Annotated in this window: 24 protein-coding genes; 13 read left to right on the plus strand and 11 right to left on the minus strand. The window is 69.3% G+C overall.

Annotation, left to right across the window (positions count from 1 at the left end):
* Nucleotides 1-4 precede the first annotated feature (4 nt).
* Entirely contained in the window at nucleotides 5-841 is an 837-nt protein-coding gene (locus AC3EUV_RS11100; RefSeq protein ID WP_432146834.1) for a helix-turn-helix transcriptional regulator, read from the minus strand.
* A 130-nt stretch (nucleotides 842-971) separates the two neighbouring features.
* Between AC3EUV_RS11100 and AC3EUV_RS11105 the strand changes: the two genes are divergently transcribed.
* On the plus strand, nucleotides 972-1,337 hold the full coding sequence (locus AC3EUV_RS11105; RefSeq protein WP_432146833.1) for a hypothetical protein: 366 nt from the start codon (nucleotides 972-974) through the stop codon (nucleotides 1,335-1,337).
* 13 nt (nucleotides 1,338-1,350) lie between these two features.
* On the opposite strand, the gene AC3EUV_RS11110 is transcribed toward AC3EUV_RS11105, so the two are convergent.
* Both AC3EUV_RS11110 and AC3EUV_RS11115 read right to left on the minus strand, forming a co-directional pair.
* Nucleotides 1,351-1,992, minus strand: coding sequence for a response regulator (locus tag AC3EUV_RS11110; RefSeq protein ID WP_432146832.1), 642 nt, complete (start codon nucleotides 1,990-1,992; stop codon nucleotides 1,351-1,353).
* A complete protein-coding gene (locus tag AC3EUV_RS11115; protein WP_435602767.1) occupies nucleotides 1,989-3,194 on the minus strand; it encodes a sensor histidine kinase in 1,206 nt (401 codons plus the stop codon). Before AC3EUV_RS11115 ends, AC3EUV_RS11110 begins: the two co-directional genes overlap by 4 nt.
* Nucleotides 3,195-3,454: 260 nt before the next feature.
* On the opposite strand from AC3EUV_RS11115, the gene AC3EUV_RS11120 reads away from it, so the two are divergent.
* The gene (locus tag AC3EUV_RS11120) at nucleotides 3,455-4,027 is read left to right on the plus strand and encodes a GlcG/HbpS family heme-binding protein (RefSeq protein ID WP_432146830.1); all 573 of its coding nucleotides are present in this window, start codon (nucleotides 3,455-3,457) and stop codon (nucleotides 4,025-4,027) included.
* 97 nt (nucleotides 4,028-4,124) lie between these two features.
* Here the strand turns inward: AC3EUV_RS11120 and AC3EUV_RS11125 are convergent, their stop codons facing one another.
* The gene (locus AC3EUV_RS11125) at nucleotides 4,125-4,709 is read right to left on the minus strand and encodes a TetR/AcrR family transcriptional regulator (protein ID WP_435602768.1); all 585 of its coding nucleotides are present in this window, start codon (nucleotides 4,707-4,709) and stop codon (nucleotides 4,125-4,127) included.
* Nucleotides 4,710-4,780: 71 nt separating this feature from the next.
* Here AC3EUV_RS11125 and AC3EUV_RS11130 point away from each other — a divergent pair, with 71 nt between their 5' ends.
* The 3 genes from AC3EUV_RS11130 to AC3EUV_RS11140 all read left to right on the plus strand — a co-directional run bounded on the left by AC3EUV_RS11130 (nucleotide 4,781) and on the right by AC3EUV_RS11140 (nucleotide 7,519).
* Nucleotides 4,781-5,674 carry an NADP-dependent oxidoreductase gene (locus AC3EUV_RS11130; protein WP_435602769.1) on the plus strand — a complete coding sequence of 298 codons (894 nt, stop codon included), beginning with the start codon at nucleotides 4,781-4,783 and terminating at the stop codon, nucleotides 5,672-5,674.
* A gap of 75 nt (nucleotides 5,675-5,749) precedes the next feature.
* Nucleotides 5,750-6,523 carry an FAD-dependent oxidoreductase gene (locus AC3EUV_RS11135; protein ID WP_435602770.1) on the plus strand — a complete coding sequence of 258 codons (774 nt, stop codon included), beginning with the start codon at nucleotides 5,750-5,752 and terminating at the stop codon, nucleotides 6,521-6,523.
* Between the two features lie 69 nt (nucleotides 6,524-6,592).
* Nucleotides 6,593-7,519, plus strand: coding sequence for an NADP-dependent oxidoreductase (locus tag AC3EUV_RS11140; RefSeq protein WP_435602771.1), 927 nt, complete (start codon nucleotides 6,593-6,595; stop codon nucleotides 7,517-7,519).
* Between the two features lie 31 nt (nucleotides 7,520-7,550).
* On the opposite strand, the gene dnaB is transcribed toward AC3EUV_RS11140, so the two are convergent.
* Nucleotides 7,551-9,029 (minus strand): replicative DNA helicase, encoded by a 1,479-nt coding sequence (gene dnaB / locus AC3EUV_RS11145; protein ID WP_435602772.1) that lies wholly within the window; start codon nucleotides 9,027-9,029, stop codon nucleotides 7,551-7,553.
* 458 nt (nucleotides 9,030-9,487) lie between these two features.
* On the opposite strand from dnaB, the gene AC3EUV_RS11150 reads away from it, so the two are divergent.
* Nucleotides 9,488-10,825: an MATE family efflux transporter gene (locus AC3EUV_RS11150; protein WP_435602773.1), complete on the plus strand. Its 1,338-nt coding sequence runs from the start codon at nucleotides 9,488-9,490 to the stop codon at nucleotides 10,823-10,825.
* Between the two features lie 41 nt (nucleotides 10,826-10,866).
* The gene (locus AC3EUV_RS11155) at nucleotides 10,867-11,739 is read left to right on the plus strand and encodes a trypsin-like serine peptidase (RefSeq protein WP_432146821.1); all 873 of its coding nucleotides are present in this window, start codon (nucleotides 10,867-10,869) and stop codon (nucleotides 11,737-11,739) included.
* A gap of 78 nt (nucleotides 11,740-11,817) precedes the next feature.
* Here AC3EUV_RS11155 and rplI read toward each other — a convergent pair whose 3' ends face one another.
* From rplI to rpsF, 4 genes are all read right to left on the minus strand, one after another.
* The gene (rplI, locus tag AC3EUV_RS11160; RefSeq protein WP_159744422.1) at nucleotides 11,818-12,264 is read right to left on the minus strand and encodes a 50S ribosomal protein L9; all 447 of its coding nucleotides are present in this window, start codon (nucleotides 12,262-12,264) and stop codon (nucleotides 11,818-11,820) included.
* 18 nt (nucleotides 12,265-12,282) lie between these two features.
* The gene (gene rpsR / locus AC3EUV_RS11165) at nucleotides 12,283-12,519 is read right to left on the minus strand and encodes a 30S ribosomal protein S18 (protein ID WP_003978893.1); all 237 of its coding nucleotides are present in this window, start codon (nucleotides 12,517-12,519) and stop codon (nucleotides 12,283-12,285) included.
* A gap of 109 nt (nucleotides 12,520-12,628) precedes the next feature.
* Nucleotides 12,629-13,219, minus strand: coding sequence for a single-stranded DNA-binding protein (locus AC3EUV_RS11170; RefSeq protein WP_387237715.1), 591 nt, complete (start codon nucleotides 13,217-13,219; stop codon nucleotides 12,629-12,631).
* An 82-nt stretch (nucleotides 13,220-13,301) separates the two neighbouring features.
* Nucleotides 13,302-13,592 (minus strand): 30S ribosomal protein S6, encoded by a 291-nt coding sequence (gene rpsF / locus AC3EUV_RS11175; RefSeq protein WP_006604399.1) that lies wholly within the window; start codon nucleotides 13,590-13,592, stop codon nucleotides 13,302-13,304.
* A 228-nt stretch (nucleotides 13,593-13,820) separates the two neighbouring features.
* On the opposite strand from rpsF, the gene AC3EUV_RS11180 reads away from it, so the two are divergent.
* From AC3EUV_RS11180 to AC3EUV_RS11190, 3 genes are all read left to right on the plus strand, one after another.
* A complete protein-coding gene (locus AC3EUV_RS11180; RefSeq protein ID WP_235463812.1) occupies nucleotides 13,821-14,135 on the plus strand; it encodes a hypothetical protein in 315 nt (104 codons plus the stop codon).
* 124 nt (nucleotides 14,136-14,259) lie between these two features.
* Complete coding sequence (locus tag AC3EUV_RS11185; RefSeq protein ID WP_432141410.1) at nucleotides 14,260-15,378, plus strand: lipid II:glycine glycyltransferase FemX; 1,119 nt, start codon at nucleotides 14,260-14,262, stop codon at nucleotides 15,376-15,378.
* 62 nt (nucleotides 15,379-15,440) lie between these two features.
* Complete coding sequence (locus tag AC3EUV_RS11190; protein WP_432141409.1) at nucleotides 15,441-16,472, plus strand: alanine racemase; 1,032 nt, start codon at nucleotides 15,441-15,443, stop codon at nucleotides 16,470-16,472.
* Between the two features lie 92 nt (nucleotides 16,473-16,564).
* On the opposite strand, the gene AC3EUV_RS11195 is transcribed toward AC3EUV_RS11190, so the two are convergent.
* Nucleotides 16,565-18,046: a glycosyltransferase family 87 protein gene (locus AC3EUV_RS11195; protein WP_432141408.1), complete on the minus strand. Its 1,482-nt coding sequence runs from the start codon at nucleotides 18,044-18,046 to the stop codon at nucleotides 16,565-16,567.
* A 122-nt stretch (nucleotides 18,047-18,168) separates the two neighbouring features.
* On the minus strand, nucleotides 18,169-20,826 hold the full coding sequence (locus AC3EUV_RS11200) for a transglycosylase domain-containing protein (RefSeq protein WP_432141407.1): 2,658 nt from the start codon (nucleotides 20,824-20,826) through the stop codon (nucleotides 18,169-18,171).
* A 361-nt stretch (nucleotides 20,827-21,187) separates the two neighbouring features.
* Between AC3EUV_RS11200 and AC3EUV_RS11205 the strand changes: the two genes are divergently transcribed.
* From AC3EUV_RS11205 to AC3EUV_RS11215, 3 genes are all read left to right on the plus strand, one after another.
* On the plus strand, nucleotides 21,188-21,868 hold the full coding sequence (locus tag AC3EUV_RS11205) for a PadR family transcriptional regulator (RefSeq protein WP_432141406.1): 681 nt from the start codon (nucleotides 21,188-21,190) through the stop codon (nucleotides 21,866-21,868).
* Between the two features lie 46 nt (nucleotides 21,869-21,914).
* Nucleotides 21,915-22,997, plus strand: a complete 1,083-nt coding sequence (locus tag AC3EUV_RS11210) for an inositol-3-phosphate synthase (RefSeq protein ID WP_432141405.1) — start codon at nucleotides 21,915-21,917, stop codon at nucleotides 22,995-22,997.
* 78 nt (nucleotides 22,998-23,075) lie between these two features.
* Nucleotides 23,076-24,335 carry an MFS transporter gene (locus AC3EUV_RS11215; protein ID WP_432141404.1) on the plus strand — a complete coding sequence of 420 codons (1,260 nt, stop codon included), beginning with the start codon at nucleotides 23,076-23,078 and terminating at the stop codon, nucleotides 24,333-24,335.
* Nucleotides 24,336-24,356: the final 21 nt, after the last annotated feature.

Raw genomic sequence — 24,356 nt, forward strand, 5'->3', positions numbered from 1 at the left:
ACGGTCACCGGGACCCGGCCTGCCGCCGGGTGGCGTCGAGGGCGCCGAGCAGGGACAGCGCCTCGGCGCTGGGGCTGCCGGGTTCGGCGTGGTAGATGACGAGTTGCTGGCCGGGTGCGTCGCAGACATCGAAGGCTTGGTAGGTGAGGGTGAGCGGCCCGACATCGGGGTGGTTGAACAGCTTGGCGTCCCGGGTCTTGCCGCGCACGGAATGGGCCTGCCACAGATCCGCGAAGGCGGCGCTCTGCTCGGTCAGGGTGGCGACGAGCGCGTTCAGCCGGGGATCGTCCGGAGCGAAACCGGCCGCCTGCCGGAGGTTGGCCACGGTCGCCTGCGCGGTCCGGTCCCAGCGGGTGTAGAAGTCCCCGGCGGCCGGGTCGAGAAAGGTCATCCGGGCGAGGTTGTCCGCGGGGTCGAAGGGTGAGTACAGGGCGTCGGCCAGGGCGTTGGCCGCCAGGATGTCCAGGGCGCCGTTGACGACGAAGGCCGGAGTGTGCGGATAGCCGTCCATGAGCTGGCGCAGCGCCGGGCCGACCACGTTCCGCTGCCGCGCCGGACGGTCGTTCGGGGCGATACCGGCCAGCCGGTGGAGGTGGGCCCGGGCATCGGTGTCGAGGTGGAGGGCACGGCTGAGGGCGTCAAGGACCTGCGGCGAGGGGTGGCGTTCACGGCCCTGTTCGAGGCGGGTGTAGTAGTCGACGTTCACTCCGGCCAGCACCGCGACCTCCTCACGGCGCAGCCCGGCGACTCTGCGGACGCCGTAGCTCGCCATACCGACGTCCTCGGGCCGCAGGCCGGCGCGCCGGGCGCGCAGGAAGTCTCCCAGCGTGTTGTCGGACATGCCCCCAGGTTAGGGAGGCGAGCGGTGCGCTGCCTGGGTGTGTGGCACCCAGGCAGCAGGCTTCCTGGTCGGCGGCTCCGCGGGGAGGCCCGTGTAGTCGGTTACCGGCTGTCCCTGCCACCATCAGCCCATGACCGAGTACTCCTGGCCCGACCACGGCCCCGGGGCCGCCGACCGGGTGCGGGCGGCATGGGACCGTACGGTCGCCGCTCTGCCGGTCGGAATTCCCGTCACAGGTGAGGTCACCGGCCGCCGGCCCTTCGGCGTCTTCCTCCGCATCGACGGCCACCCCGACGCGATCGGCCTGGCCGAGGTCGTCCGTATGCCCAGGTGCGGGACCCTCCCGCTCGTGGGCGAGCGGGTGTCCGGCGAGGTCATCTGGCATGCCGGGCACCAGCACCAGGTCAAGATCGAGCTCACCGAGTGGGCCGAACATGATGCCTGGCTGCCCCGCTTCGCCGATGACGAAGTCCTGTGCAAGGGCTGCCGCCTGTGACGCGGCGCCGCCCTCACCGCACCAGCCGCCGCTCCTTCGCGACCGCCACGGCGCCCGCGCGGGTGTCCACACCGAGCTTGTCGTAGATGCGGCGCAGGTGGGTCTTGACCGTGGCCTCGCTGATGTAGAGGGCGCGGGCGATGTCGCGGTTGCCGATGCCGCGGGCGAGTTGGGCCAGGATGTCGCGTTCGCGGTCGGTGAGGGTGGGCCGGGGCCGGCGCAGGTTGGCCATGACGCGGCCGGCGACCGGCGCGGACAGGGCGGTACGTCCCTCGGCGGCGGCGTGGATCGCGGCGAAGAGCTCATCGGGGCGCTCGGCCTTGAGCAGGTAGCCGGTGGCGCCCGCCTCGATGGCACGGGTGATGTCGGCGTCGGTGTCGTAGGTGGTGAGGACCAGGACGTGGAGGGCGGCTCCGGGGGCGGAGGTGAGGCGGCGGGTGGTCTCCACACCGTCGATGCCCTCGCCCAGTTGCAGATCCATCAGCACCACGTCCGGGGCGAGTTTCGCGGCCAGCGCGAGCGCCTCCTCGCCGGTCCCGGCCTCACCGACGACCTCGATGTCCGGGGCGCTGTCGAGCAGAGCGAGCAGCCCGGCCCGTACGACGGCGTGGTCGTCGCAGACCAGGATGCGCACGGGAGCGCGGTCGGGGGTCATCGGGGCGCCTCCAGGGGGACGGCGGCGGACAGGACGGTGCCCTCGCCGGGTGTGGACTCGACGGTCAGGGTGCCACCGAGCGCGCGCAGCCGGGCTCGTATGGCGGGCAGCCCGTGCCCGCGTCCGCTGTCGGGGACGTCGGGCAGCGCGGCGGGATCGAAGCCATGGCCGTCGTCGGAGACGTCCAGGACGACCTCGTCGTCGAGGAGGGTGAGGGTGAGGGTGGCACTGTCGGCGGCGGCGTGCTCGCGGACGTTGGCCAGGGCGCCCTGCGCGATGCGCAGCAGGGCGGACTGGACGCGGTCGGGCAGCCGGGGGAGCCGGCCGTCGTCGTCGACATGGACGCGTACGGTGAGGTCCTCCCCGGACTCCCGCGCGGCCAGGGCGCGCAGCGCCTCGTCGAGGCCGCCGCCGCGGGCGAGGTCGGTGGGGGCCAGGTCGTGCACGAAGCGCCGGGCCTCGGCGAGGTTGTGCTCGGCGACGGACGCGGCGGTGCGTACATGGACCCGGGCCTTGTCCGGTTCCGTGTCCCACACCCGGTCCGCCGCCTGGAGCAGCATCCGCTGGCTGGACAAGCCCTGGGCGAGCGTGTCGTGGATCTCCATGGAGAGCCGATGGCGTTCGGCGAGGGTGCCCTCGCGGCGTTCGGAGGCGGCGAGTTCGCGGCGGGTGCGGATCAGATCGTCGATCAGGACGCGCTGGCGGGCGGTGTGCCGTTCCATCTGGAGGAAGACGGCGGTGGCCAGGGCGGCGACGGCGGGCGGCGCGAGCACCAGGTTCGGGTCGAAGCGCCCGGCGAGCTGTAGTTGCGCGGCGACGACGAGCGCGGTCAGGACCGCCACGAGAACCAGGGCCGCGCGCGGCGGCAGCGTGCGCAGGCCGGTGTAGAAGAGGGGCACCGCGCACCAGGCGAAGCTGGGCGCGAGCACGACCAGCACCATCCACACCGCGACGACCAGCGCCAGCCAGGCCGAGCGCCGCCTGGTGGGGCGCGGACCCGCCTCGCCCAACCCGGGCCCCAGCAGATGCAGGACGGCGAGTACGACGCACAGCGCGATGATCCACGGGGTGCGCGGCTCGCCGGGATGGCGCAGCAGGAATCGGGCGAGCGCTCCACCGAGCAGCAGGAAGAACGCCGCGTGCATCACGGCGCCGAGCCACCGGGTGTCCACGGCGCTCGGTTCGTACGGCCGGTGCCGCATCCGGAACCCGCCTCCCCTCACGCTTGCTTCACTGTGCCCCGGCGACCCGCCGAGCGGCGCCGAACTGGGCAAACACCTCCATTGTCACTGTGCGCGGGGCCGGGCCGGTCAACCGATCGGACGACCCCGGTGTCATCCGTTCCGCAGCGCCGGGGCAGCCGGAACTCCGACGGTACGGGCCCGGTTCCGGGCCGAGGGTGGAGTGGACGAAGCAGGGGCGGCAACCGGGCCGCCCGCCCACCAGAGGAGCCGACGGACCCATGAAGGCCATGAACCCCGCGCACAAGAAGTTCTCCCGCCGCGCCCGCGTCGCCACCGGCGGTGCCGTGCTCGCCGCCGTCGCCCTTTCGGGCTTCGGTGCGGTGTCCGCGAACGCCTCCGCCCCCGCCACGACGTCCGCCGCTGCCGCCGCCGTCACGGACCAGGCCACCACCACCTCCACCCATCTGACGATCGACGCCGCCACCAAGGCCGCGCAGGCCGCGCTGCACGCCGCCGAAAAGGAGGACCAGCGGGTCACGGTCGCCGTCGTCGACCGCAACGGCAACACGATCGTCACCCTGCGCGGCGACGGCGCCGGCCCGCAGTCCTACGAGTCCGCCGAGCGCAAGGCGTTCACCTCGGCAGCCTGGAACGCCCCCACCTCCCAGCTGGTCGAGCGTCTCCAGCAGACCCCGAACCTGAAGGACATCCCCGGCACTCTGTTCCTGGCGGGCGGTGTCCCCGTGACCGCCGGGAAGGGACCGATCGCCGGCATCGGCGTCGCGGGCGCTCCGTCCGGGGCACTGGACGAGAAGTTCGCACAGGCGGGCGCGGACGCGGTGGCCGGCTAGGGGCTTCCGCCGCCCGCCGGCGCACCGGCGGGCGGGGCCTCGACCGGGCTCCTGTCGTGGCCCCGTCCGGCTCCGGAATCACGGCTCGCCGGCAGCCTCACCCAGAAGGTCGGGCGACTTCCCAGGCCGCCTCGACCATCGGAAAGATCTCGTCCAGCGCGGCGTCCGGGTCGGCCGCCTCACGGGCCAGCGCATAGACGTCGATCACGAACCTCGCGATCGTCCGGCAGGCCGTTTCGCTCTGTGACAGGCCGGGATCGGCGACCAGGGCCGTGGCCAGCGACTCCGCGTGGCGCAGCCGCATCGACTCCTCGTACTCCCGCAGGGCACGTGACGCGTCGATCATGCGGTAGATCGGTGCGGCGCCGTCCCCCGTGCAGTGCCGGACCATGGCCTGGATCTCGCGGCGCAGCGCGGGGATGAGTGGCTCGTGCGGCCCCCGGCCGGTGACTGCCCGCGTGAGGCGCTGTTTGAAGTTCTCGTCCTGCTCGAACACCAGGGCCTCTTTCGAGGCGAAGTGGGAGAAGAGCGTGGTGACGGCCACGTCGGCCTCGGCGGCCACGTCACGGATGCCCACCGCGTCGTACCCGCGCTCAAGGAAGAGCCGCAGGGCGGTGTCGGCGATCTTCTGGCGGGTGGCGGCCTTTTTGCGTTCACGGCGCCCGGCCGTCGGCACGGTCATGCCGCTGACACTACCAAATACAAAGGAATAACAGCTCCTAAACCGTAACCGTTAGTGTTACGGTCTGCCGCATGAAGAGAGTGAGCTTCGCCGAGTTCGGCGGTCCCGACGTCCTCCGCCTCGAAGACGCCGAGGAGCCCCATGCGGGCCCCGGCCAGATACGCGTCGCCGTGCGGGCGGCGGGCGTGAATCCGGTCGACTGGCGGATCCGTGAAGGCCAGTTACAGAAGGTCCGCCCGGTCGAGTTGCCTGCCGGAGTCGGGCAGGACGCTGCCGGGGTGGTGGACCAGGTCGGCGAGCACGTCGAAGGGGTCGAGGTCGGTGACCGCGTGTTCGGGCGGGGCTCAAGTACGTATGCCGAGTTCGCCGTCCTCGCGGCCTGGGCCCGTATGCCCGAGAGCCTGACCTTCGAAGAGGCGGCCGGGTACCCCTCCGTCGTGGAGACCGCGCTGCGCATCATCGGTCAGGCCGGTGTGCGGTCCGGGCAGACGCTGCTGGTCAGCGGCGCGTCCGGGGGAGTGGGATTAGCGGTCCTCCAGATCACCCGCGAGCGCGGCATCACGGTGATCGGCACGGCCGGAGCCGCGAACCAGGAGTATCTGCGGAGCCTGGGCGCCCTCGCCACGACGTACGGCGAGGGCTGGGTCGAGCGGGTGCGGCGGCTCGGAGAGGTCGACGCGGCGCTCGATCTGGCCGGGTCAGGCGTGATCCGCGAGCTCGTCGAGCTGACCGGGGATCCGCGGCGGGTGGTCTCCATCGCCGACCTGGGTGCGCCGGAGCTCGGTGCCCGGTACTCCGGCGTGACCGGGAACGTTCCGCAAGCCCTCGCCGAGGCCGTCCGCCTCATCACGCGGGGAAAGCTCCACATACCGGTCGAGAAGGCGTACCCGCTCGCCGAGGCCCCGGCGGCACACATCGACAGCCGGGCCGGTCACACGCGCGGGCGTCGGGTCATCGTCGTCTGAGCCGTTCCCTGCCCGGTCGCACGGCCCGGCGAGCTGCCTTCCTTCCCGCGATCCCGCCGGGCCCGACCGGCAGGTGTGCGACACGCAAGGAGCCCCCATGCACACTCCTGTCACGATCATCGGCGCCGGACTCGGCGGCCTCGTCCTGGCGGCGCCGCCGTCGTCACGAACCTGCTGGTCGGCGCGGACGGCGCATGGTCACGAGTCCGACCGCTGCTCTCCGACGCCATACCCGCATACGTCGGCCGGTCCTTCGTCGAGACCTGCCTGCACGCCGCCGACCCCCGGCACCCGGCCGCCGCGAAAGCGGTCGGCGGCGGGACACTCGTCGCGCTCGACCCGGACGGGAACGGGAAGTGGCTGGTGGCTCACCGGGAGAAGAGCGGGGTCCTCCGCACCTACATCACACTGGCCAAGCCGCAGGACTGGTTCGCCACCATCGATTTCACCGATGCCGCCGCAGCCGCCGAGCGGATCACGGAGGAGTACGACGGCTGGGCACCGGAACTCACCGCCCTGATCACCGCCGGCCCGACCGCGCCGGTCCTGCGCCCCCTCCACGCCCTGCCGGTCGGGCACCGCTGGGACCGGGTGCCGGGCGTGACCCTGCTCGGCGACGCCGCCCACCTCTCCACCCCCAACGGTGCAGGCGCCAACCTGGCCATGCAGGACGGCGCCGAACTCGGAAAGGCCCTCGCCGCACACCTCAACGACATCGAGACCGCCCTCACCTCATACGAACAAGCGCTGTTCCCCCGCAGCGCCGCGGCCGCCGCCGAAGTCGCCCACCACCCCACGCCCCAGGACGTGATCAATTTCTTCACCGACCGGGACCACGCGGGAATCTGACGGTCCCGCGGAGGCGAGCGACGGCGAGCTCTCCTGCTGAACGACTTACCACGCGTACGGAGGTTGTCCGTGTTTGCTGTGCAATACCACTGCTACGGCGGTTCCGAAGTCCTCTGCATGGAGGAGGCCGAAGAGCCGCACGCCGGGCCCGGTCAGGTCCGCATCGCGGTGCGCGCCACCGGCGTCACCCCGGTTGACTGGTACCTGCGTTCAGGGATGCTGCGGGACATCGCCACCCTGGACTTCCCCCACATCCCCGGCATGGATGCCGCCGGAACAGTCGACGAGGTGGGAGAGGGGGTGACCGGCACCGCCGTGGGAGACAAGGTCTTCGGCCTCGTCCCCGTCGTGGATCGGGGAGGCGCCGTGGCCCAGTACGCCGTCCTTGAGGCATGGGCGCCCAAGCCTCGGTCGTGGTCCTTCGAGGAAGCAGGTGGCGCCGCGGGCAACATCGACACAGCCATGCGTGTACTGGAGGCCCTGGAAGCCGCCGAGGGCATGACCTTGCTGATCGAGGGTGCCGCCGGAGGCGTCGGCACCCTCACCGCGCAACTCGCCCAGGCGCGCGGCCTCGATGTGATCGGCACCGCGAGCGAAGGCAACCACGGCTTCCTCGACCGGCTCGGCGTCATTCCCGTCACCTACGGGGCGGGGCTGGCCGATCGCCTCGCCCCACTGGCTCCGCACGGGGTCGACGTGGTTCTGGACGCGGCCGGTAAGGGCTCTCTCGGCGAACTGGTGGCCATCGCCGGCGGCCCGCACCGCGTGGTGACCATCGCGGACTTCGACGCCGACCGACACGGAGTGCGGTTCGCCCGCTCCCCAGCAGGAGAGTCGCCGGGCTGGGCAGGACTGCCCCTGGCGGCCGATCTCGCCGACCGCGGACGCCTCACCGTCCCGCTGCACGCCGTGTTCCCGTTGAAGGAGACCGCCACAGCTCACGACACCAGCGCCACCGGCCACGCGCGCGGCAAGATCGTCATCACCGTGCCCTGACAGCCGTGGGCCTGGCCGCGCTCGCCGCCGCTCAGGTCTGCGCCATGTCCACGAACCGGGAGTAGTGGCCCTGGAACGCCACCGTGATCGTGGCCGTGGGGCCGTTACGGTGCTTGGCCACGATCAGGTCTGCCTCGCCGGCGCGCGGGGACTCCTTCTCGTAGGCGTCCTCGCGGTGCAGCAGGATGACCATGTCCGCGTCCTGCTCGATCGATCCGGACTCACGGAGGTCGGAGACCATCGGCTTCTTGTCCGTGCGCTGCTCGGGGCCACGGTTCAGCTGGGAGAGCGCGATGACCGGGAGCTCCAGCTCCTTCGCCAGCAGCTTGAGGTTTCGGGACATGTCCGAGACCTCCTGCTGACGGCTCTCGGCGCGCTTCGAGCCGCCGGACTGCATCAGCTGGAGATAGTCGATGACGACCAGCTTGAGATCATTGCGCTGCTTGAGCCGGCGGCACTTCGCGCGGATCTCCATCATCGACAGGTTCGGCGAATCGTCGATGTACAACGGCGCGGCCGAGACATCCGGCATCCGGCGCGCCAGCCGCGTCCAGTCCTCGTCCGTCATGCTGCCGGAGCGCATGTGATGCAGGGCGACCCGCGCCTCGGCGGACAGCAGACGCATCGCGATCTCGTTGCGCCCCATTTCCAGCGAGAAGATCACGCTCGGCAGATTGCTCTTGATCGAGCAGGCCCGCGCGAAGTCCAGCGCGAGGGTCGACTTACCCATGGCGGGACGGGCCGCGATCACGATCATCTGGCCCGGGTGCAGGCCGTTGGTCAGGGAATCCAGGTCGGTGAAGCCCGTCGGCACACCCGTCATCTGGCCCTGGCGGGAGCCGATCGCCTCGATCTCGTCGAGGGCGCCTTCCATGATGTCGCCGAGCGGAAGGTAATCCTCGCTGGTCCGCTGCTCGGTGACGGCGTAGATCTCCGCCTGGGCGCTGTTGACGATCTCGTCGACATCGCCGTCCGCGGCGTATCCCATCTGCGTGATCCGGGTGCCGGCCTCGACCAGGCGGCGCAGCACGGCACGCTCATGGACGATCTCGGCGTAATACTCGGCGTTCGCGGCGGTGGGTACGGACTGGACGAGGGTGTGCAGATACGAGGCGCCGCCGACCCGCGCGATCTCGCCGCGCTTGGTGAGCTCCGCGGCGATGGTGATCGGGTCGGCCGGCTCGCCCTTGGCGTACAGGTCGAGGATCGCCTGATAGACGAGCTCATGGGCGGGGCGGTAGAAATCCTCGCCCTTGAGGACCTCGACGACGTCCGCGATGGCGTCCTTGGACAGCAGCATGCCGCCGAGCACGGACTGCTCGGCGTCCAGATCCTGCGGAGGGACCCGCTCGAAGCCGCCGTTCCAGGAGCCGCCGCCTTCGTCGTCGCGGTCCTGCCGGTCGCCGCGGCCGCGGCCCTTGCCCTCGCCCCGCCGGGAGCGGGCGGCCGGCAGCAGGTCGCTGGGACCGGAGTCCGCCCAGGGGTCTTCCATGGGCTCGGGAATGCTCACCCCGGCACCTCCTCCCGTCCGCGACGCGGACCTTGCTGTGCTGTTCTTTCTTACGGCACAGCTCTGACAATCGAGTCGCCCGACTCCGGTTACGGCGCGTCGAGTTCGGACGATTTCTCAGGCCGGAACAGGCGGCGGGTGCCGGACCACGGTAGGCCCGTGGGCACCGTCCGCCAATCTGGTTATCCACAGGCCATGTGGATGACTGCCCTTCAGCTGTGGAGAAGTCCCCGGATCCTGTGCACGGCCCGGGGGAAACTTCTGTGGACAAGCACACAATCACCCCACCCCCAACCCTCTGACCTGCGCTTTTCTCATCCATAGGCTGTGGGGGAGAAAAACTTCTGCCAGCGGTTCAAGATCGCGACAAACGGCGCAGGGGAGACGACTCCACACAGCGGAAAGTAAGGACTGCACAGGGTTTGCATCTCTTACCTGTGGAAGATTAGATTGCGCGCATGACCCAGGCTCCCGCGACACCACGCCGCACCGGCCGCCGCCATGACCGCGAGATCATCGCCCTCGCGCTGCCCGCCTTCGGCTCCCTGGTCGCGGAACCTCTCTTCGTCATGGTCGACAGCGCCGTCATCGGCCACCTCGGCACCCCCCAGCTCGCCGGCCTCGGCGTCGCCGCCGCCCTGCTGACCACCGCCGTCTCCGTCTTCGTCTTCCTCGCCTACGCCACCACCGCCGCGGTCGCCCGCCGGGTCGGCGCCGGCGACCTGCCCGCCGCCATCCGCCAGGGCATGGACGGCATCTGGCTCGCCCTGCTGCTCGGCGCCGCCGTCATCGCGGCGGTGCTGCCCACCGCACCCTGGCTCGTCGAGGTCTTCGGTGCGTCCGGCACCGCCGCCCCGTACGCCACGACCTACCTCCGCATCAGCGCGCTCGGCATCCCCGCGATGCTCGTGGTGCTCGCCGCCACCGGCGTGCTCCGCGGCCTCCAGGACACCCGGACCCCGCTCTACGTCGCCGTCGGCGGCTTCTCCACCAACGCCGCGCTCAACATCGGCCTGGTCTACGGCGCCGGCCTCGGCATCGCCGGCTCCGCCTGGGGCACGGTCCTCGCCCAGTGCGGCATGGCCCTCGCCTACCTCGTCGTGGTCGTCCGCGGCGCGCGACGGCACGGGGCCACCCTGCGCCCCGACGCCGCGGGCATCCGTGCCTCGGCCCAGGCCGGCGTGCCGCTGCTGGTCCGTACGCTCTCGCTGCGCGCGGTGCTGATGATCGCCACGGCCGTCGCCGCCCGGCTCGGCGACGCGGAGATCGCCGCCCACCAGATCGTGCTCACGCTGTGGTCCCTGCTGGCCTTCGCGCTGGACGCGATCGCCATCGCCGGGCAGGCCATCATAGGCCGCTACCTCGGCGCGGGGGACCGCGACGGCGCCCGGGCCGCCTGCCGCCGCATGGTCGAGTGGGGCATCGCCGCGGGCCTGGTCCTCGGTGTGCTGGTCGCGCTCGCCCGCCCGCTGTTCATCCCGCTGTTCACCTCCGACCCTGCCGTGCAGGGCCCGCTGCTCAGCACGCTCCTGGTGGTGGCCGTGACCCAGCCGGTCTCCGGCATCGTCTTCATCCTCGACGGTGTGCTGATGGGGGCGGGGGACGGGCCCTATCTCGCCTGGGCCATGGTCGTGACGCTGGCCCTGTTCGCGCCGGTGGCGCTGGCCGTCCCACTGCTCGGCGGCGGACTGGTCGCCCTGTGGTGGGCGATGGCCCTGATGATGACCGTCCGGATGCTGACCCTGTGGCTCCGCACCCGTTCCGGCCGGTGGATTGTGACCGGAGCCTCTCGTTGAAGCATCTCCCGTAACACGCAGCGCGTGCCGATAATGACCCTGTGCGCTCGCTTGCCAGGAATTCCCTGCTGCCCCTGACGTTCGTCGTCATGGTGGCTGCTGCTGTGGTGGGGTACGCCACGGAGGAAGCCGATACGAACAACGGCAGCGGCGGCGGTGGCCGCAGCAGCTTCGGCAAATCCGGCGAGGCGGGCCAGGACCCCCAGGACCAGGATCCCGCCGCGACGGCCCCGGCCGGTGACGGCAATGCGTACACCCCGCGCCGGACCGAGCAGAACGCCCGGGTCGGTGCGGTCTTCGAGAAGGACGACACCGGTGACCACTTCTGCACCGCGAGCGTGGTGCAGAGTCCGGGCCGGAACATGCTCATCACCGCGGCGCACTGCGCCTTCGACAGCGATGGCAAGACGCCGGTGGACGACCTGGTCTTTGCCCCCGACTACCGCGACGGTGATGAGCCCACCGGCCTGTGGAAGGTCAAAAAGGTGGTCCTCGACGACCGCTGGGCCAAATCCAACGACGAAGATCTCGATGTCGCCTTCCTCCTCCTCGACAAGAAGAAGGACAAGCAGATCCAGGACGTCCTGGGCGGAAACACCCTCGGGATCGACCGTGGCTTCCACAACGAGGTCAAGATCACCGGCTACCCCACCAGCCGCGACACCCCGATCTCCTGCCAGAACCGCACCACGAAGTACAGCAACACCCAGCTGCGCATCCGGTGCACCGACTTCGAGGGCGGCACGAGCGGCAGCCCCTGGCTCGCCGATTACGACCCGAGGAGCCACACCGGCACGGTCATCGGCGTCCTGGGCGGCCATGAAGGCGGCGGCGACGAGGACGATGTCTCCTACGCCGCCTACTTCGACGACGACATCGCCGCGCTCTACAAGCGCGCCCAGGACGCGGACTGACCCGTCCGCCCGCGCTCCGCACACAGCGAAGGGCCGCACCCCGGTGACGGGATGCGGCCCTTCGGCCGGTTACTGCGATTACGCGGCGATGACCTCGACGCCGAGCTTCGCAACGACCTCGGCGTGCAGACGCACGGAGATCTGGTGCGCGCCCAGGCTCTTGATCGGCGAACCGAGCTCGACCCGGCGCTTGTCGACGTCCGGACCACCGGCAGCCTTGATCGCCGAGGCGATGTCGGCCGGGGTGACGGAGCCGAACAGGCGGCCCGCGTCGCCGGCACGGACGGCCAGCTTCACGTTGACGCCCTCGAGGCGGCCCTTGATCTCGTTGGCCTGCTCGATCGTGGCGATCTCGCGGATCTTGCGACCGCGACGGATCTGCTCGACGTCCTTCTCGCCACCCTTGGTCCAGCGGATCGCGAAACCACGCGGGACCAGGTAGTTACGGGCGTACCCGTCCTTGACGTCAACGACGTCGCCGGCGGTGCCGAGGCCGGAGACCTCGTGGGTGAGGATGATCTTCATGATTCGGTCACCCTTCCCTTATCGCGCGGTGGACGTGTAGGGCAGCAGCGCCATCTCACGGCTGTTCTTCACGGCCGTGGCGACGTCACGCTGGTGCTGAGTGCAGTTGCCGGTGACCCGGCGGGCACGGATCTTGCCGCGGTCGGAGATGAACTTCCGCAGCAGGTTCGTGTCCTTGTAGTCGACGTAGGAGATCTTCTCCTTGCAGAACACGCAAACCTTCTTCTTAGGCTTGCGAGCAGGCGGCTTCGCCATTATCTCTCTCCAATGAGTTCAAGAAGTTTGTGCTGACGCCCTCAAGGCCGTCGGCCGTCGCACGGCGCGGTTTCACGTGAAACCGCGCGCGATCGGGCCGCGTACGGGCCTAGAAAGGCGGCTCGTCCGAGTAGCCGCCGCCGGAGCTGCCGCCCCAGCCACCGCCGCCGCCACCCTGCTGGCCACCGCCGGCCGGGCCGCCGGTCGCCCACGGGTCGTCGGCAGGAGCTCCGCCGCCCTGCTGACCGCCGCCGGGGCCGCCGCCCCAGCCGCCGCCACCCTGGCCGCCGCCCTGCTGACCGCCGCCGCCGAAGCCGCCGCCCTGGCCACCACGACCGCTGGTCTTGGTGATCTTGGCAGTGGCGTTCTTGAGGCTCGCGCCCACTTCCTCGACGTCGAGCTCGTAGACCGTGCGCTTCACGCCCTCGCGGTCCTCGTACGACCGCTGCTTGAGGCGGCCCTGGACGACCACGCGGGTACCCCGCGTAAGGGACTCGGCGACGTTTTCCGCCGCCTGACGCCACACCGAGCAGGTCAGGAACAGGCTCTCGCCGTCCTTCCACTCATTGGTCTGACGGTCGAAGGTGCGGGGAGTGGACGCGACGCGGAACTTCGCGACCGCCGCACCGGACGGGGTGAAGCGCAGCTCGGGGTCGTCGACAAGATTGCCGACAACCGTGATGACGGTCTCGCCTGCCATTAGGGGAACCTCTCGGCGGGTGTGCTGCTGGCTGCTGGTGTTGCTGCTACTCGAACCCGGTTACCGCTGGACGCTGACGCGTTCAGTGGGTCTCGGGACGGAGGACCTTGGTCCGGAGGACCGACTCGTTCAGGTTCATCTGACGGTCGAGCTCCTTGACGACCGCAGGCTCGGCCTGGAGGTCGATGACCGAGTAGATGCCCTCGGGCTTCTTCTTGATCTCGTAAGAGAGACGACGACGGCCCCAGGTGTCGACCTTCTCGACCTTTCCGTTGCCCTCACGGACGACGGAGAGGAAGTTCTCGATCAGCGGGGAGACAGCGCGCTCCTCGAGATCGGGGTCGAGGATGACCATCACCTCGTAGTGACGCATGTAGAACCCACCTCCTTTGGACTCAGCGGCCACGGTCGTTCCGTGGCAGGAGGGTCGTATGCGTTCCGCACCCGGTCCGTCCGGTGCTCCGGACAGACATAGGCGCAGACCGTACAGAGTACCTGCCTGATGCCTTCCGGTTGAAATCCGTCCGCTCCACCCCGCAATCTGGAACACAACGGGTGTGAGCGGCGTTACAGTGCGCCGCCCTGTCATCGGAGGTGCCGCATGGCACAGGCACGGACCCAGCGCAATCTGCTGTCGCTTCTCAACAGCGACGGCAAGGACCATCCCGTCGAGAACACCTTCGCGATCGTGACCGTGGTGCTCGGCGCGATCGCCATCTTCACCACGCTCTCTCCCAGCCTGCACCTGGTCAGTTCCTGGGTCGGTCTGATCGGCATCGGCACCGGCCTGTGGGGCCAGTTCATCTCGTCGACCACCGGCGAACGTTTCCTGTTGATCATCGGCCTCGGAGCAGCGGCCGTCGGCTTCTACCTCGGCCTGGCACACGGCGGCCTCTTCGGCGGTCTCGTGGGCTAGCCGATGCGGCATACGGGGCCCGAGCCCGTATGGCCCAGACGGGGCGCTCCACGGTCACAGTAGGCTTCGGCGCGAGAGCCGGAGCCCCGACCATGGGGACACACCTGCCCGAGGAGCGCCCCGCATGAGCCTGACCCTGAGGACCATCAGTCGAGAGCAGCATCTGGCATATATCCAGAGCCTGCCCGCGGCGAGCCACATGCAGGTTCCTGCCTGGGCAGACGTGAAGGCGGAATGGCGCGCGGAGAGCCTCGGCTGGTTCGACCCGAGCGGCGAGATGGTCGGCGCCGGCCTGGTCCTCTACCGCCAGGTGCCCAAGGTCAAGCGCTACCTCGCGTACCTGCCCGAGGGCCCGGTCATCAACTGGTACGCGCCGAATCTGGAGGACTGGCTCCAGCCGATGCTCGCGCATCTCAAGCAGCAGGGCGCCTTCACCGTGAAGATGGGCCCGCCGGTCATCATCCGCCGCTGGGACGCCCCGGCGATCAAGGCCGGCATCCAGAACCCGGACGTCAAGCGGCTGCGGGACGTCGAGGCGACCCATATCGAGCCGCGCGCCTTCGAGGTGGCCGACAAGCTGCGCCGCATGGGCTGGCAGCAGGGCGAGGACGGCGGCGCCGGCTTCGCCGACGTACAGCCCCGCTATGTCTTCCAGGTGCCGCTGGCCGACCGTTCACTGGAAGAGGTCCACAAGAACTTCAACCAGCTGTGGCGCCGCAACATCAAGAAGGCCGAGAAGGCCGGTGTCGAGGTGGTCCAGGGCGGCTACGACGACCTCGCCGAGTGGCAGCGTCTCTACGAGATCACCGCGGTGCGTGACCAGTTCCGGCCGCGTCCGCTGGGCTACTTCCAGCGCATGTGGACGGCGCTCAACACCGAGGACCCCGGCCGCATGCGGCTGTACTTCGCCCGTCATGACGGCGTGAACCTGTCGGCCGCGACGATGCTCGTCGTCGGCGGACACGTCTGGTACTCCTACGGCGCCTCGGACAACATCGGCCGTGAGGTCCGGCCCTCCAACGCGATGCAGTGGAAGATGCTTCAGGACTCCTACGCGCTCGGCGCCTCGGTCTACGACCTCCGCGGCATCAGCGACTCGCTCGACGAGAACGACCACCTCTTCGGCCTGATCCAGTTCAAGGTCGGCACGGGTGGGCAGGCAGCGGAGTACCTCGGTGAGTGGGACTTCCCGCTCAACAAGCTTCTCCACAAGGCGTTCGACCTCTACATGGCGCGCCGCTGACGCTCCACCGCACCGTTCGTCCCCCTGAGACACCCCCCACGAGAAAGGTTCCGGGCCCGGCCATGGCGCTCACTCTCTACGTCGACACCGCGCGCTGGCGGGCGCATCAGCAGAGCGTTCTCCAGCAGTTCCCCGGGTTGGTCCCGGTCTGCAAAGGCAACGGCTACGGCTTCGGCCATGAGCGCCTCGCCGACGAGGCGACCCGCCTCGGTGCCGACATCCTCGCGGTCGGAACGACCTACGAAGCGGCCCGCATCAAGGACTTCTTCAGCGGCGATCTGCTCGTCCTGACCCCGTTCCGCCACGGTGAGGAGCCGGTGCCGCTGCCCGACCGGGCGATCCGCTCGGTGTCGTCGGTCGAGGGTGTGGGCGGCCTGGTCGGGGCCCGGGTCGTCATCGAGGTCATGAGCAGCATGAAGCGCCATGGCGTCAAGCCGGAGGACCTGCCGAAGCTGGCCACGGCCATCGAGGACGTCCGGCTCGAAGGCTTCGCGATCCACCTGCCGCTGGACCGCACCGACGGGTCGGACGCGGTCGAAGAGGTCATCGGCTGGATGGACCAGCTCCGCGCCGCCCGCCTCCCGCTGCACACCATGTTCGTCAGCCACCTCAAGGCCGATGAACTCGCCCGTCTCCAGCAGCAGTTCCCCCAGACGCGCTTTCGCGCGCGGATCGGTACCCGGCTGTGGCTCGGCGACCACGAGGCCACCGAGTACCGCGGTGCGGTGCTCGATGTCACCCGGGTCGCCAAGGGCGAGCGCTTCGGCTACCGCCAGCAGAAGGCGGCCTCCGACGGCTACCTGGTCGTGGTGGCGGGCGGTACCTCGCACGGTGTCGGGCTGGAGTCGCCCAAGGCGCTGCACGGTGTGATGCCGCGTGCCAAGGGCGTGGCCCGGGCCGGGCTGGCGACCGTGAACCGCAATCTCGCGCCCTATGTGTGGGCCGGGAAGCAGCGCTGGTTCGCGGAGCCCCCGCACATGCAGGTGTCGATCCTGTTCGTGCCGGGGGATGCCCCGCAGCCGCAGGTCGGCGAGGAGCTGGTGGCCCATCTGCGGCACACCACCACACAGTTCGACCGCCTCGTGGACCGCTGAGCCGGCCGCGCCACGACGCAGACACACCAAGGGCCCGGTGCCGCAGACCTTTTCTGCGGCACCGGGCCCGGTGCGTGGTCGGCGGGGGCCGCTCAGTCCCGTACGGCGCCCCAGCGCACCTGTGGCGTCGCCTGGAACTGCACCGCGTGCCGGGGCGGGTGGTAGGCCCGTCCGAGCACGAATACATCGGGGCTGCGGTCCAGGACACCGCCCGAGGGATCGTCGTCCCCGTCCCTGCGGACCACATCGCGCTCCGGCATCAGGATGTCCCGTACGACCAGTGCGCACAGGTAGAGAGTGCCCAAGAGGTGCAGGGCGATGGCCAGTTGGTAGCCCTCCGTCGGCAGCCCCTGGTGCTTGTCGCCGCTTCCGGTGTAGGCGAGGTAGGACCAGATCCCGAGGAAGTACGTGACCTCGCAGGCCTGCCAGATCAGGAAGTCCCGCCAGCGCGGCCGGGCCAGCGCGGCGAGCGGGGTCAGCCACAGGACGTACTGCGGCGAGTAGACCTTGTTGGTGAGGATGAACAGCGCGACGACGAGGAACGCGAGCTGCGCGAAGCGCGGCCGGCGCGGTGCGTAGAGAGCCAGCAGGCCGATGGCGGCACACCCCACGATCATCAGCAGCGTGGCGTAGGTATTGGCGTTCTCCAGGGGGTTCCCGGTGCGCTGCGAGATCAGCAGCCAGATCGAACCGAAGTCGATGGGCCGTTCCTGGCTGAAGGTGTAGAACTTCGCCCAGCCCTCCCGGATGTGGAAGCCCCCGGCATCATGCGTGATCATCACCGGCAGGTTCACCACCAGCCAGGACACGACGGCACCGACCAGCGCCTTCCGGAACGCACGCCAGGCGCCCGCGCGCCAGCACAGCACCAGCAGCGGGCCCAGCAGCAGCACCGGGTACAGCTTCGCCGCGGTGGCCAGCCCGATGAGGATGCCGGCCGCCAGCGGGCGGCTGCGTGACCACATCAGCATCCCGGCGGCCGTCAGGGCGATCGCCAGGAGATCCCAGTTGATGGTGGCGGTGAGGGCGGCGGCGGGCGCCAGGGCGACCAGGAGGCCGTCCCAGGGGCGCCGGCGGTGGGTGCGGGCCACGCACACCGCGACGACCGCGGCGCAGATCATCAGCATGCCGGCGTTGACCAGCCAGTAGATCTGTTCGCGGTGCTGGATTCCGCCACCGTGCGGCGTCATCCAGGAGGCGACCTCCATGAAGACACCGGTGAGCACCGGGTACTCGAGATACTCCATATCGCCGGGCAGCCGGTCGAAATACGGGATCAGGCCATCGGCGAAGCCCCGCCCCGCATAGAGATGGGGGATGTCGGAGTAGCAGGCGTGCGTGTACTGGCTCGTGGCGCCGAAGAACCAGCCGCCGTTGTAACAGGGCAGCTTCTGCACCATGCCGAGCGCGAACATGCCGATGGCGACGAGCGCGATGATCCGCACCGGCGTCAGCCAGTGCCTCCCGAGCAGTGCGTGTCGGCCGATCGGCCCCCCGATCAGCTCGCTGCCGGCCGCCGCCACCTCATCCTGCTTCGTCGGCCGTACCGGATCATCCCGTCGCACGCTCGTCATGGCCCCATCCTGCCGTACGGCCGTGGCCAGAAAACGGCGAAGCCCCCGCCCGGTCCATCCGGGCGAGGGCTTCGTTGCTTCACGTTTCACGTGAAACCTTCAGCGTGTTTCACGTGAAACGGTCAGCCGGTCGGGCCTCCGAGCCAGCCTCCGCTGTCCGTCGGCTCCGTCGGATCAGGCGTCGGGCTCGTGCCACCGGGGCCGCCACCGGAGCCACCCGAGCCATTTCCGTTACTGCCGCCGTTGCCGGCCCCACCGTTGTTCCGGCAGTTCAGATCCCAGGGGGAACAGCTGTCGGTCGGGGTCGGGCTCGGAGACTTCGTCGGGGGAGCGGACTCGCTGGGAGACTCCGACGGCGAGCTCGACGGCGTGTCCGACGGCGTGGGAGTCGGCGTCGGCGTCGGCACGCCTTCCTGGTCCAGCCGCTGCCCGATGGGCGTGGCCGGCGGGAAGGACTCCGGGGTGACGCCCTTCATCGCCTGGAGCATGTACTCGGTCCAGACCTCGGTGGGCAGCGCACCACCGTGGATCGAGTCAAAGCCGCCGACACCGTTCATGGACAGCTGGCGCGGATTCCCGGCGTCCTCACGGAACATCGTGATGGCCGTCGACAGCTGCTTGGTGTAGCCCACGAACCAGGCCGACTTGTTCTCGTCGGTGGTACCGGTCTTGCCGGCGGCCGGCATGCCCAGCCGCTTGGCTTCCGTCGCCGTGCCGTTGTCGATGACGTTTTCCAGCACCTTGGTCACGTTGTTGGCGATATTGGCGTCCATCGCCGTTTCGCTCCGGGGCTTGTCGAAGCCGTCGAGGTCCTCGCCCTTGTACGTCACCTTCGTCACCGAATAGGGCTCCACCTTCGTCCCGGACTGGGCGAACGTGGCATACGCATCGGCCATACGGATCGCGCTCGGTGTGGAGGTGCCCAGCGCGAAGGAGGGGTTCAGGTTCTTGTCGAAGCTGGCCTCCGAGATACCGGCGGCCTCCGCCATGTCCCGGACCTTGCTCATCCCGACATCCATACCGAGCTGCACGAACGGAGTGTTGACGGACTGCTCCATCGCCTTGGTCAGCGGGATATAGCCCCAGGGATGGTTGCTCTCGTTCTCCTGGAAGAAGAACGAGCCGTCCCTCCTCTTGACGTACCCCCCCTCGGCGTCCTTCACCTTGAGGTGGTCGTCGCCGTTGTACCGGCTGTCCTGCCTGACCGGCACCCCGTTGCTCTTGACCGTCCCGTACTTCATCGCCGCCGCGAGCACGAACGGCTTCCAGGTCGAGCCCACGGGCACACCGAAGGTGTCCGCGTTGTTGCTGAAGTGCCCCTTGTCGTAGCCCTCACCGCCGTACAGGGCGACGATCTTGCCGTCTCCGGGCACCACCGAGGCACCGCCGAACTGCACGAATTTGTCCTTGGCGCGCTTATCGGGGTTGATGTACCGCTTGTTGACCTTCCTGACCGCAGCCTCGAGATCGTTGGTCTTCTTCGAGCTGAAGGTCGTGCGGATCGTGTAACCACCCTTGTCGAACTGGGCTTCACTGAGACCCGAGTGCTTCAGGACGTACTTCTTCGCGGTGTCCATCATGTAGCCGATCTGACCGCTCTTGCCGGCGACCGGCCTCGGCAGCTTCGGCTTGGGGAAGTGCCCCCGGTACTTCTCCCGCTCCGCCTTGGACATGAGGTGGTTCTCGACCTCCCGGTCGAGAATCCAGGACCACCGCGCCTTGGCGCGCTTGGTGTTCGCCGCCTTCGTGGCCCCAGGGCTGGTACCACCCGCCGGGTCGTACAAATCCGCGCCCTTGAGCACGGTGGCCAGGAAGGCGCTCTGGTTCGCGTTCAGCTTGCCGGCGTCCACTCCGTAGTACGCCTGAGCCGCTGCCTGGATCCCGTACGCCCCGCGGCCGTAGTAGCTGGTGTTCAGATACCCCTGAAGGATCTGGTCCTTGCTCTTCGACCAGCCGACCTTGATCGCGATGAACAGCTCCTTGAACTTACGGTCAAGGGTCTGCTCCTGGCTCAGCATCGCGTTCTTCACGTACTGCTGAGTAATGGTCGATCCGCCCTGGGTCTCGCCGCCCTTGGCCATGTTGACCACCGCACGCGCGATGCCCATCGGGTCCACACCCGAGTCCGTCCGGAACGACGCGTTCTCCGCGGCGATCGCCGCCTTCTGCATCTCGAGCGGAATCTCGTTGATCGTGACGTTCTGCCGGTTCGTCTCACCGTCACGCGCCATGACCTTGCCGTCAGACCAGAGGTAGACGTTGTTCTGCGACTTGGCGGCGTCGCTCTCGCTGGGCACGTTCACCAAGGCCAGTGCGACGCCGGAGGCACCCACGATCAACCCTATGAATCCCACGCACAGGGTCGTGACCTGCTTCCACGACGGCACGAAGCGCCGCCAGCCCACGCGGTTGGCACGCGGGTAATCGATGAAACGCTTCTTGGCAGGCTTCCCGCCGCCGCGGCCGCGGCCGCGGCCGCCCTCGGGGCCACCACCGCCACCGCCTCGACGGCCACCGCCACCATGGCCCCCGGCGCCATCACCGGAGGCCATCGCGGCATCGGACGACCGCCGGCGGCCGCCGCGCTGGGCGGCTCTCCGGGCGTCGGCGCGCCCACCCTGCCGCGGCTCATAGCCGGACGACTCGGAGTGAGAGGCAGGGCCGGCAGCGGAGCCACGGGACGGGGCGGCACGGCGCCCTGGTGGCTGCTGTGCGGCGCGTCGGGCCGCGGCACGACCGCCACTCTGCGGCTGTGGCGGTTTGCGACGGTGCTCGCTCATGGAACGAATACTCCTCGGGCAGGCGCGCTTTCTCGTCGCCTGAAGGCGGCAGTTGTCTTCAGGTCCCCCCGATGCACGACCCGCTCCTGAGGCGCGAGCCGCACTACACCGAGGACGAGGACGCCAGATATCGGCCCACGGTTCCCGGCAGTCTGCATGCCGCACAGACTACGCACGGCCAAAACCTGCCCAGTGTTGAAATTCACTCCAAATCAGTCACGTTGATGAGAACGATTCGGTGATGTGATGCCGTTCACCGTGCCCCCTCTTGTTCCGCCCAGGTGGCCGTTCTATCGTCTGGATGTATCGAGTCGATACATCAGCACGACATAAAGAACGCACCGGACCAAGGAGGCGGAGGATGAGCAGACGTTCCGGCATCCTCGAGTTCGCCGTCCTCGGCCTGCTCCGCGAGTCCCCGATGCACGGCTATGAGCTGCGAAAACGGCTCAACACCTCGCTCGGGGTCTTCCGTGCGTTCAGCTATGGCACCCTCTACCCCTGCCTCAAGGCGCTGGTCGCGAGCGGCTGGCTGATCGAGGAGACGGACGGCGCCCCGGAGGGCGTACCCACCGCGGCTCTGACCGGGCGGCGGGCCAAAATCGTCTACCGATTGACCGCAGCGGGCAAAGAACACTTCGAGGAACTGCTCGCCCACTCCGGCCCGGATGCGTGGGAGGACGAGCACTTCGGTGTCCGCTTCGCGTTTTTCGGCCAGACCTCGCGGGACGTACGGATGCGCGTGCTGGAAGGCCGCCGCAGCCGGCTGGAGGAGCGTCTTGAGAGGATGCGTACCTCCCTGGCCCGGTCCCGCGAGCGCATGGACGACTACACCCTCGAACTTCAGCGCCACGGTATGGAATCCGTGGAGCGCGAAGTCCGTTGGCTGAACGAGCTCATCGAGAGTGAGCGCGCCGGGCGTGATCAGCGCCCCACGGGTTCCGCAGCGCAGGACAAGAAGAACCAGTCAGGAGATACGGGCGGCCTGCCCCGGCACCGGGGTGGATCCCGGCCGGATCCGTCCGATGACACCACCACATGAGGCTCTGCTGTGCAGGTCCTCATCGAGAACACAGGGAGCAACCGGAATGGGTTCGGTTCGCGTAGCCATCGTCGGCGTGGGCAACTGCGCCGCCTCGCTGGTACAGGGCGTCGAGTACTACAAGGACGCCGACCCGAAGAGCCGCGTGCCCGGCCTCATGCACGTGCAGTTCGGCGACTACCACGTGCGTGACATCGAGTTCGTGGCTGCCTTCGACGTCGACGCCAAGAAGGTCGGGCTCGACCTCGCGGATGCCATCGGCGCCAGCGAGAACAACACCATCAAGATCTGCGACGTGCCGAACGCCGGCGTGCAGGTCCAGCGCGGTCACACCCTCGACGGCCTGGGCAAGTACTACCGCCAGACGATCGAGGAGTCCCCCGAGGCCCCGGTCGACATCGTCCAGGTCCTCAAGGACACGCAGGCCGATGTGCTGGTCTGCTACCTCCCGGTGGGCTCCGAGGACGCCGCGAAGTACTACGCCCAGTGCGCCATCGACGCCAAGGTCGGCTTCGTCAACGCCCTCCCGGTCTTCATCGCCGGCACCAAGGAGTGGGCGGACAAGTTCACCGAGGCCGGTGTCCCGATCGTCGGTGACGACATCAAGTCGCAGGTCGGCGCCACGATCACGCACCGCGTGATGGCCAAGCTCTTCGAGGACCGGGGCGTCATCCTGGACCGCACGATGCAGCTGAACGTCGGCGGCAACATGGACTTCAAGAACATGCTCGAGCGCGAGCGCCTGGAGTCCAAGAAGATCTCCAAGACCCAGGCCGTCACCTCCCAGATCCGGGACCGGGAGATGGGCGAGGACAACGTCCACATCGGCCCCTCGGACTTCGTGGCCTGGCTGGACGACCGCAAGTGGGCCTACGTCCGCCTCGAGGGCCGCGCCTTCGGTGACGTCCCGCTGAACCTGGAGTACAAGCTCGAGGTCTGGGACTCCCCGAACTCCGCGGGTGTCATCATCGACGCCCTGCGCGCCGCGAAGATCGCCAAGGACCGCGGCGTCGGTGGCCCGGTGCTCTCCGCGTCCTCGTACTTCATGAAGTCGCCGCCGGTGCAGTACTTCGATGACGAGGCACGGGAGAACGTCGAGAAGTTCATCAACGGCGACGTCGAGCGCTGAGCCGCCCGACGCACGCTCCCTCCGCAGGCCCCCGGGCATTCCGCCCGGGGGCCTGCGGGCTGTGTGAGGCTGTGCCTCATGCATGCTGTGCGCGTCCTTCGCGTATTACTCCGGCTACGCGACTTCCGTTCGCTCCTTGCCGCACGGCTCCTGTCCCAGGCGGCCGACGGAGTGTTCCAGGTCGCGCTCGCCACCTACGTCGTCTTCTCGCCCGAGAAGCAGACGTCGCCCTCGGCCATCGCCTCCGCCATGGCGATCCTGCTGCTCCCCTACTCCCTCCTCGGGCCGTTCACCGGCGTGCTGCTCGACCGCTGGCGGCGCCGGCAGGTCCTGCTGTACGGCAATCTGCTGCGCACCCTGCTGGCGATGGCCACCGCGACACTGATCGCGTCCCAGGCCCCCGACTGGCTCTTCTATGCCTCGGCCCTCTCCGTGACCGCCGTGAACCGCTTCGTCCTGGCCGGGCTCTCGGCCGCGCTCCCGCGGGTGGTCGACGGCGAACAGCAGCTGGTCATGGCCAACTCCCTGACGCCCACGGCCGGCACGCTCGCCGCGACGGCGGGCGGGGGGCTCGCCTTCGCCGTCCGGCTGGCCGGCTCGGATGTGGACGCCTTCGTCGTGCTGCTCGCCGCGGCCCTCTACTTCTGTTCGGCCCTGACCGCGCTGCGGATGGGCCCACAGCTGCTCGGCCCCGACGCCGCACGCCTCCAACCCCACCTGCGGGAAGCCCTGTTGAGCACCGCGCGCGGGCTGTGGGAAGGGCTGCGCCATCTCGCCGAGCGGCGCACCCCGGCCCGCGCACTGATCGCGATGGCCCTGATGCGTTTCTGCTACGGGGCGCTGACGGTGATGGTGCTGATGCTGTGCCGGTACTCCTGGGCCGAGACCGAGTCCGAGGGCCTGGCGCTGCTCGGAATCACCCTCGGCGTCTCGGGGGCGGGCTTCTTCTCAGCCGCGATCGTCACGCCCTGGGCCGTCGAGCGGCTCACCGCGTTCGGCTGGATCGCCGGCTGTGCGGCACTGGGCGCGGTACTGCTGCCGGCTCTCGGGCTGTTCTTCACGCCGGGTCCGATGCTGGCCGCCGCGTTCGTCCTCGGTCTGAGCACCCAGGGAACCAAGATCTCCACGGACACGATCGTCCAGTCGACGGTCGATGACGCCTTCCGCGGGCGGTCCTTCGCCATTTACGACGTGCTCTTCAACGTCGCGTTCGTCGGTGCCGCCGCGGTCGCGGCCCTCATGCTGCCGCCGGACGGCCGGTCCGCCGCCCTGCTCGGCATGGTGACGGTGCTCTACGCGCTGATCGCCGTGGCCACGGTCCGCTCGGGGCGCGGTTAGGCGGCCGTCCCTCGCCGCTCA

The sequence above is a fragment of the Streptomyces sp. bgisy130 genome (assembly GCF_057708345.1).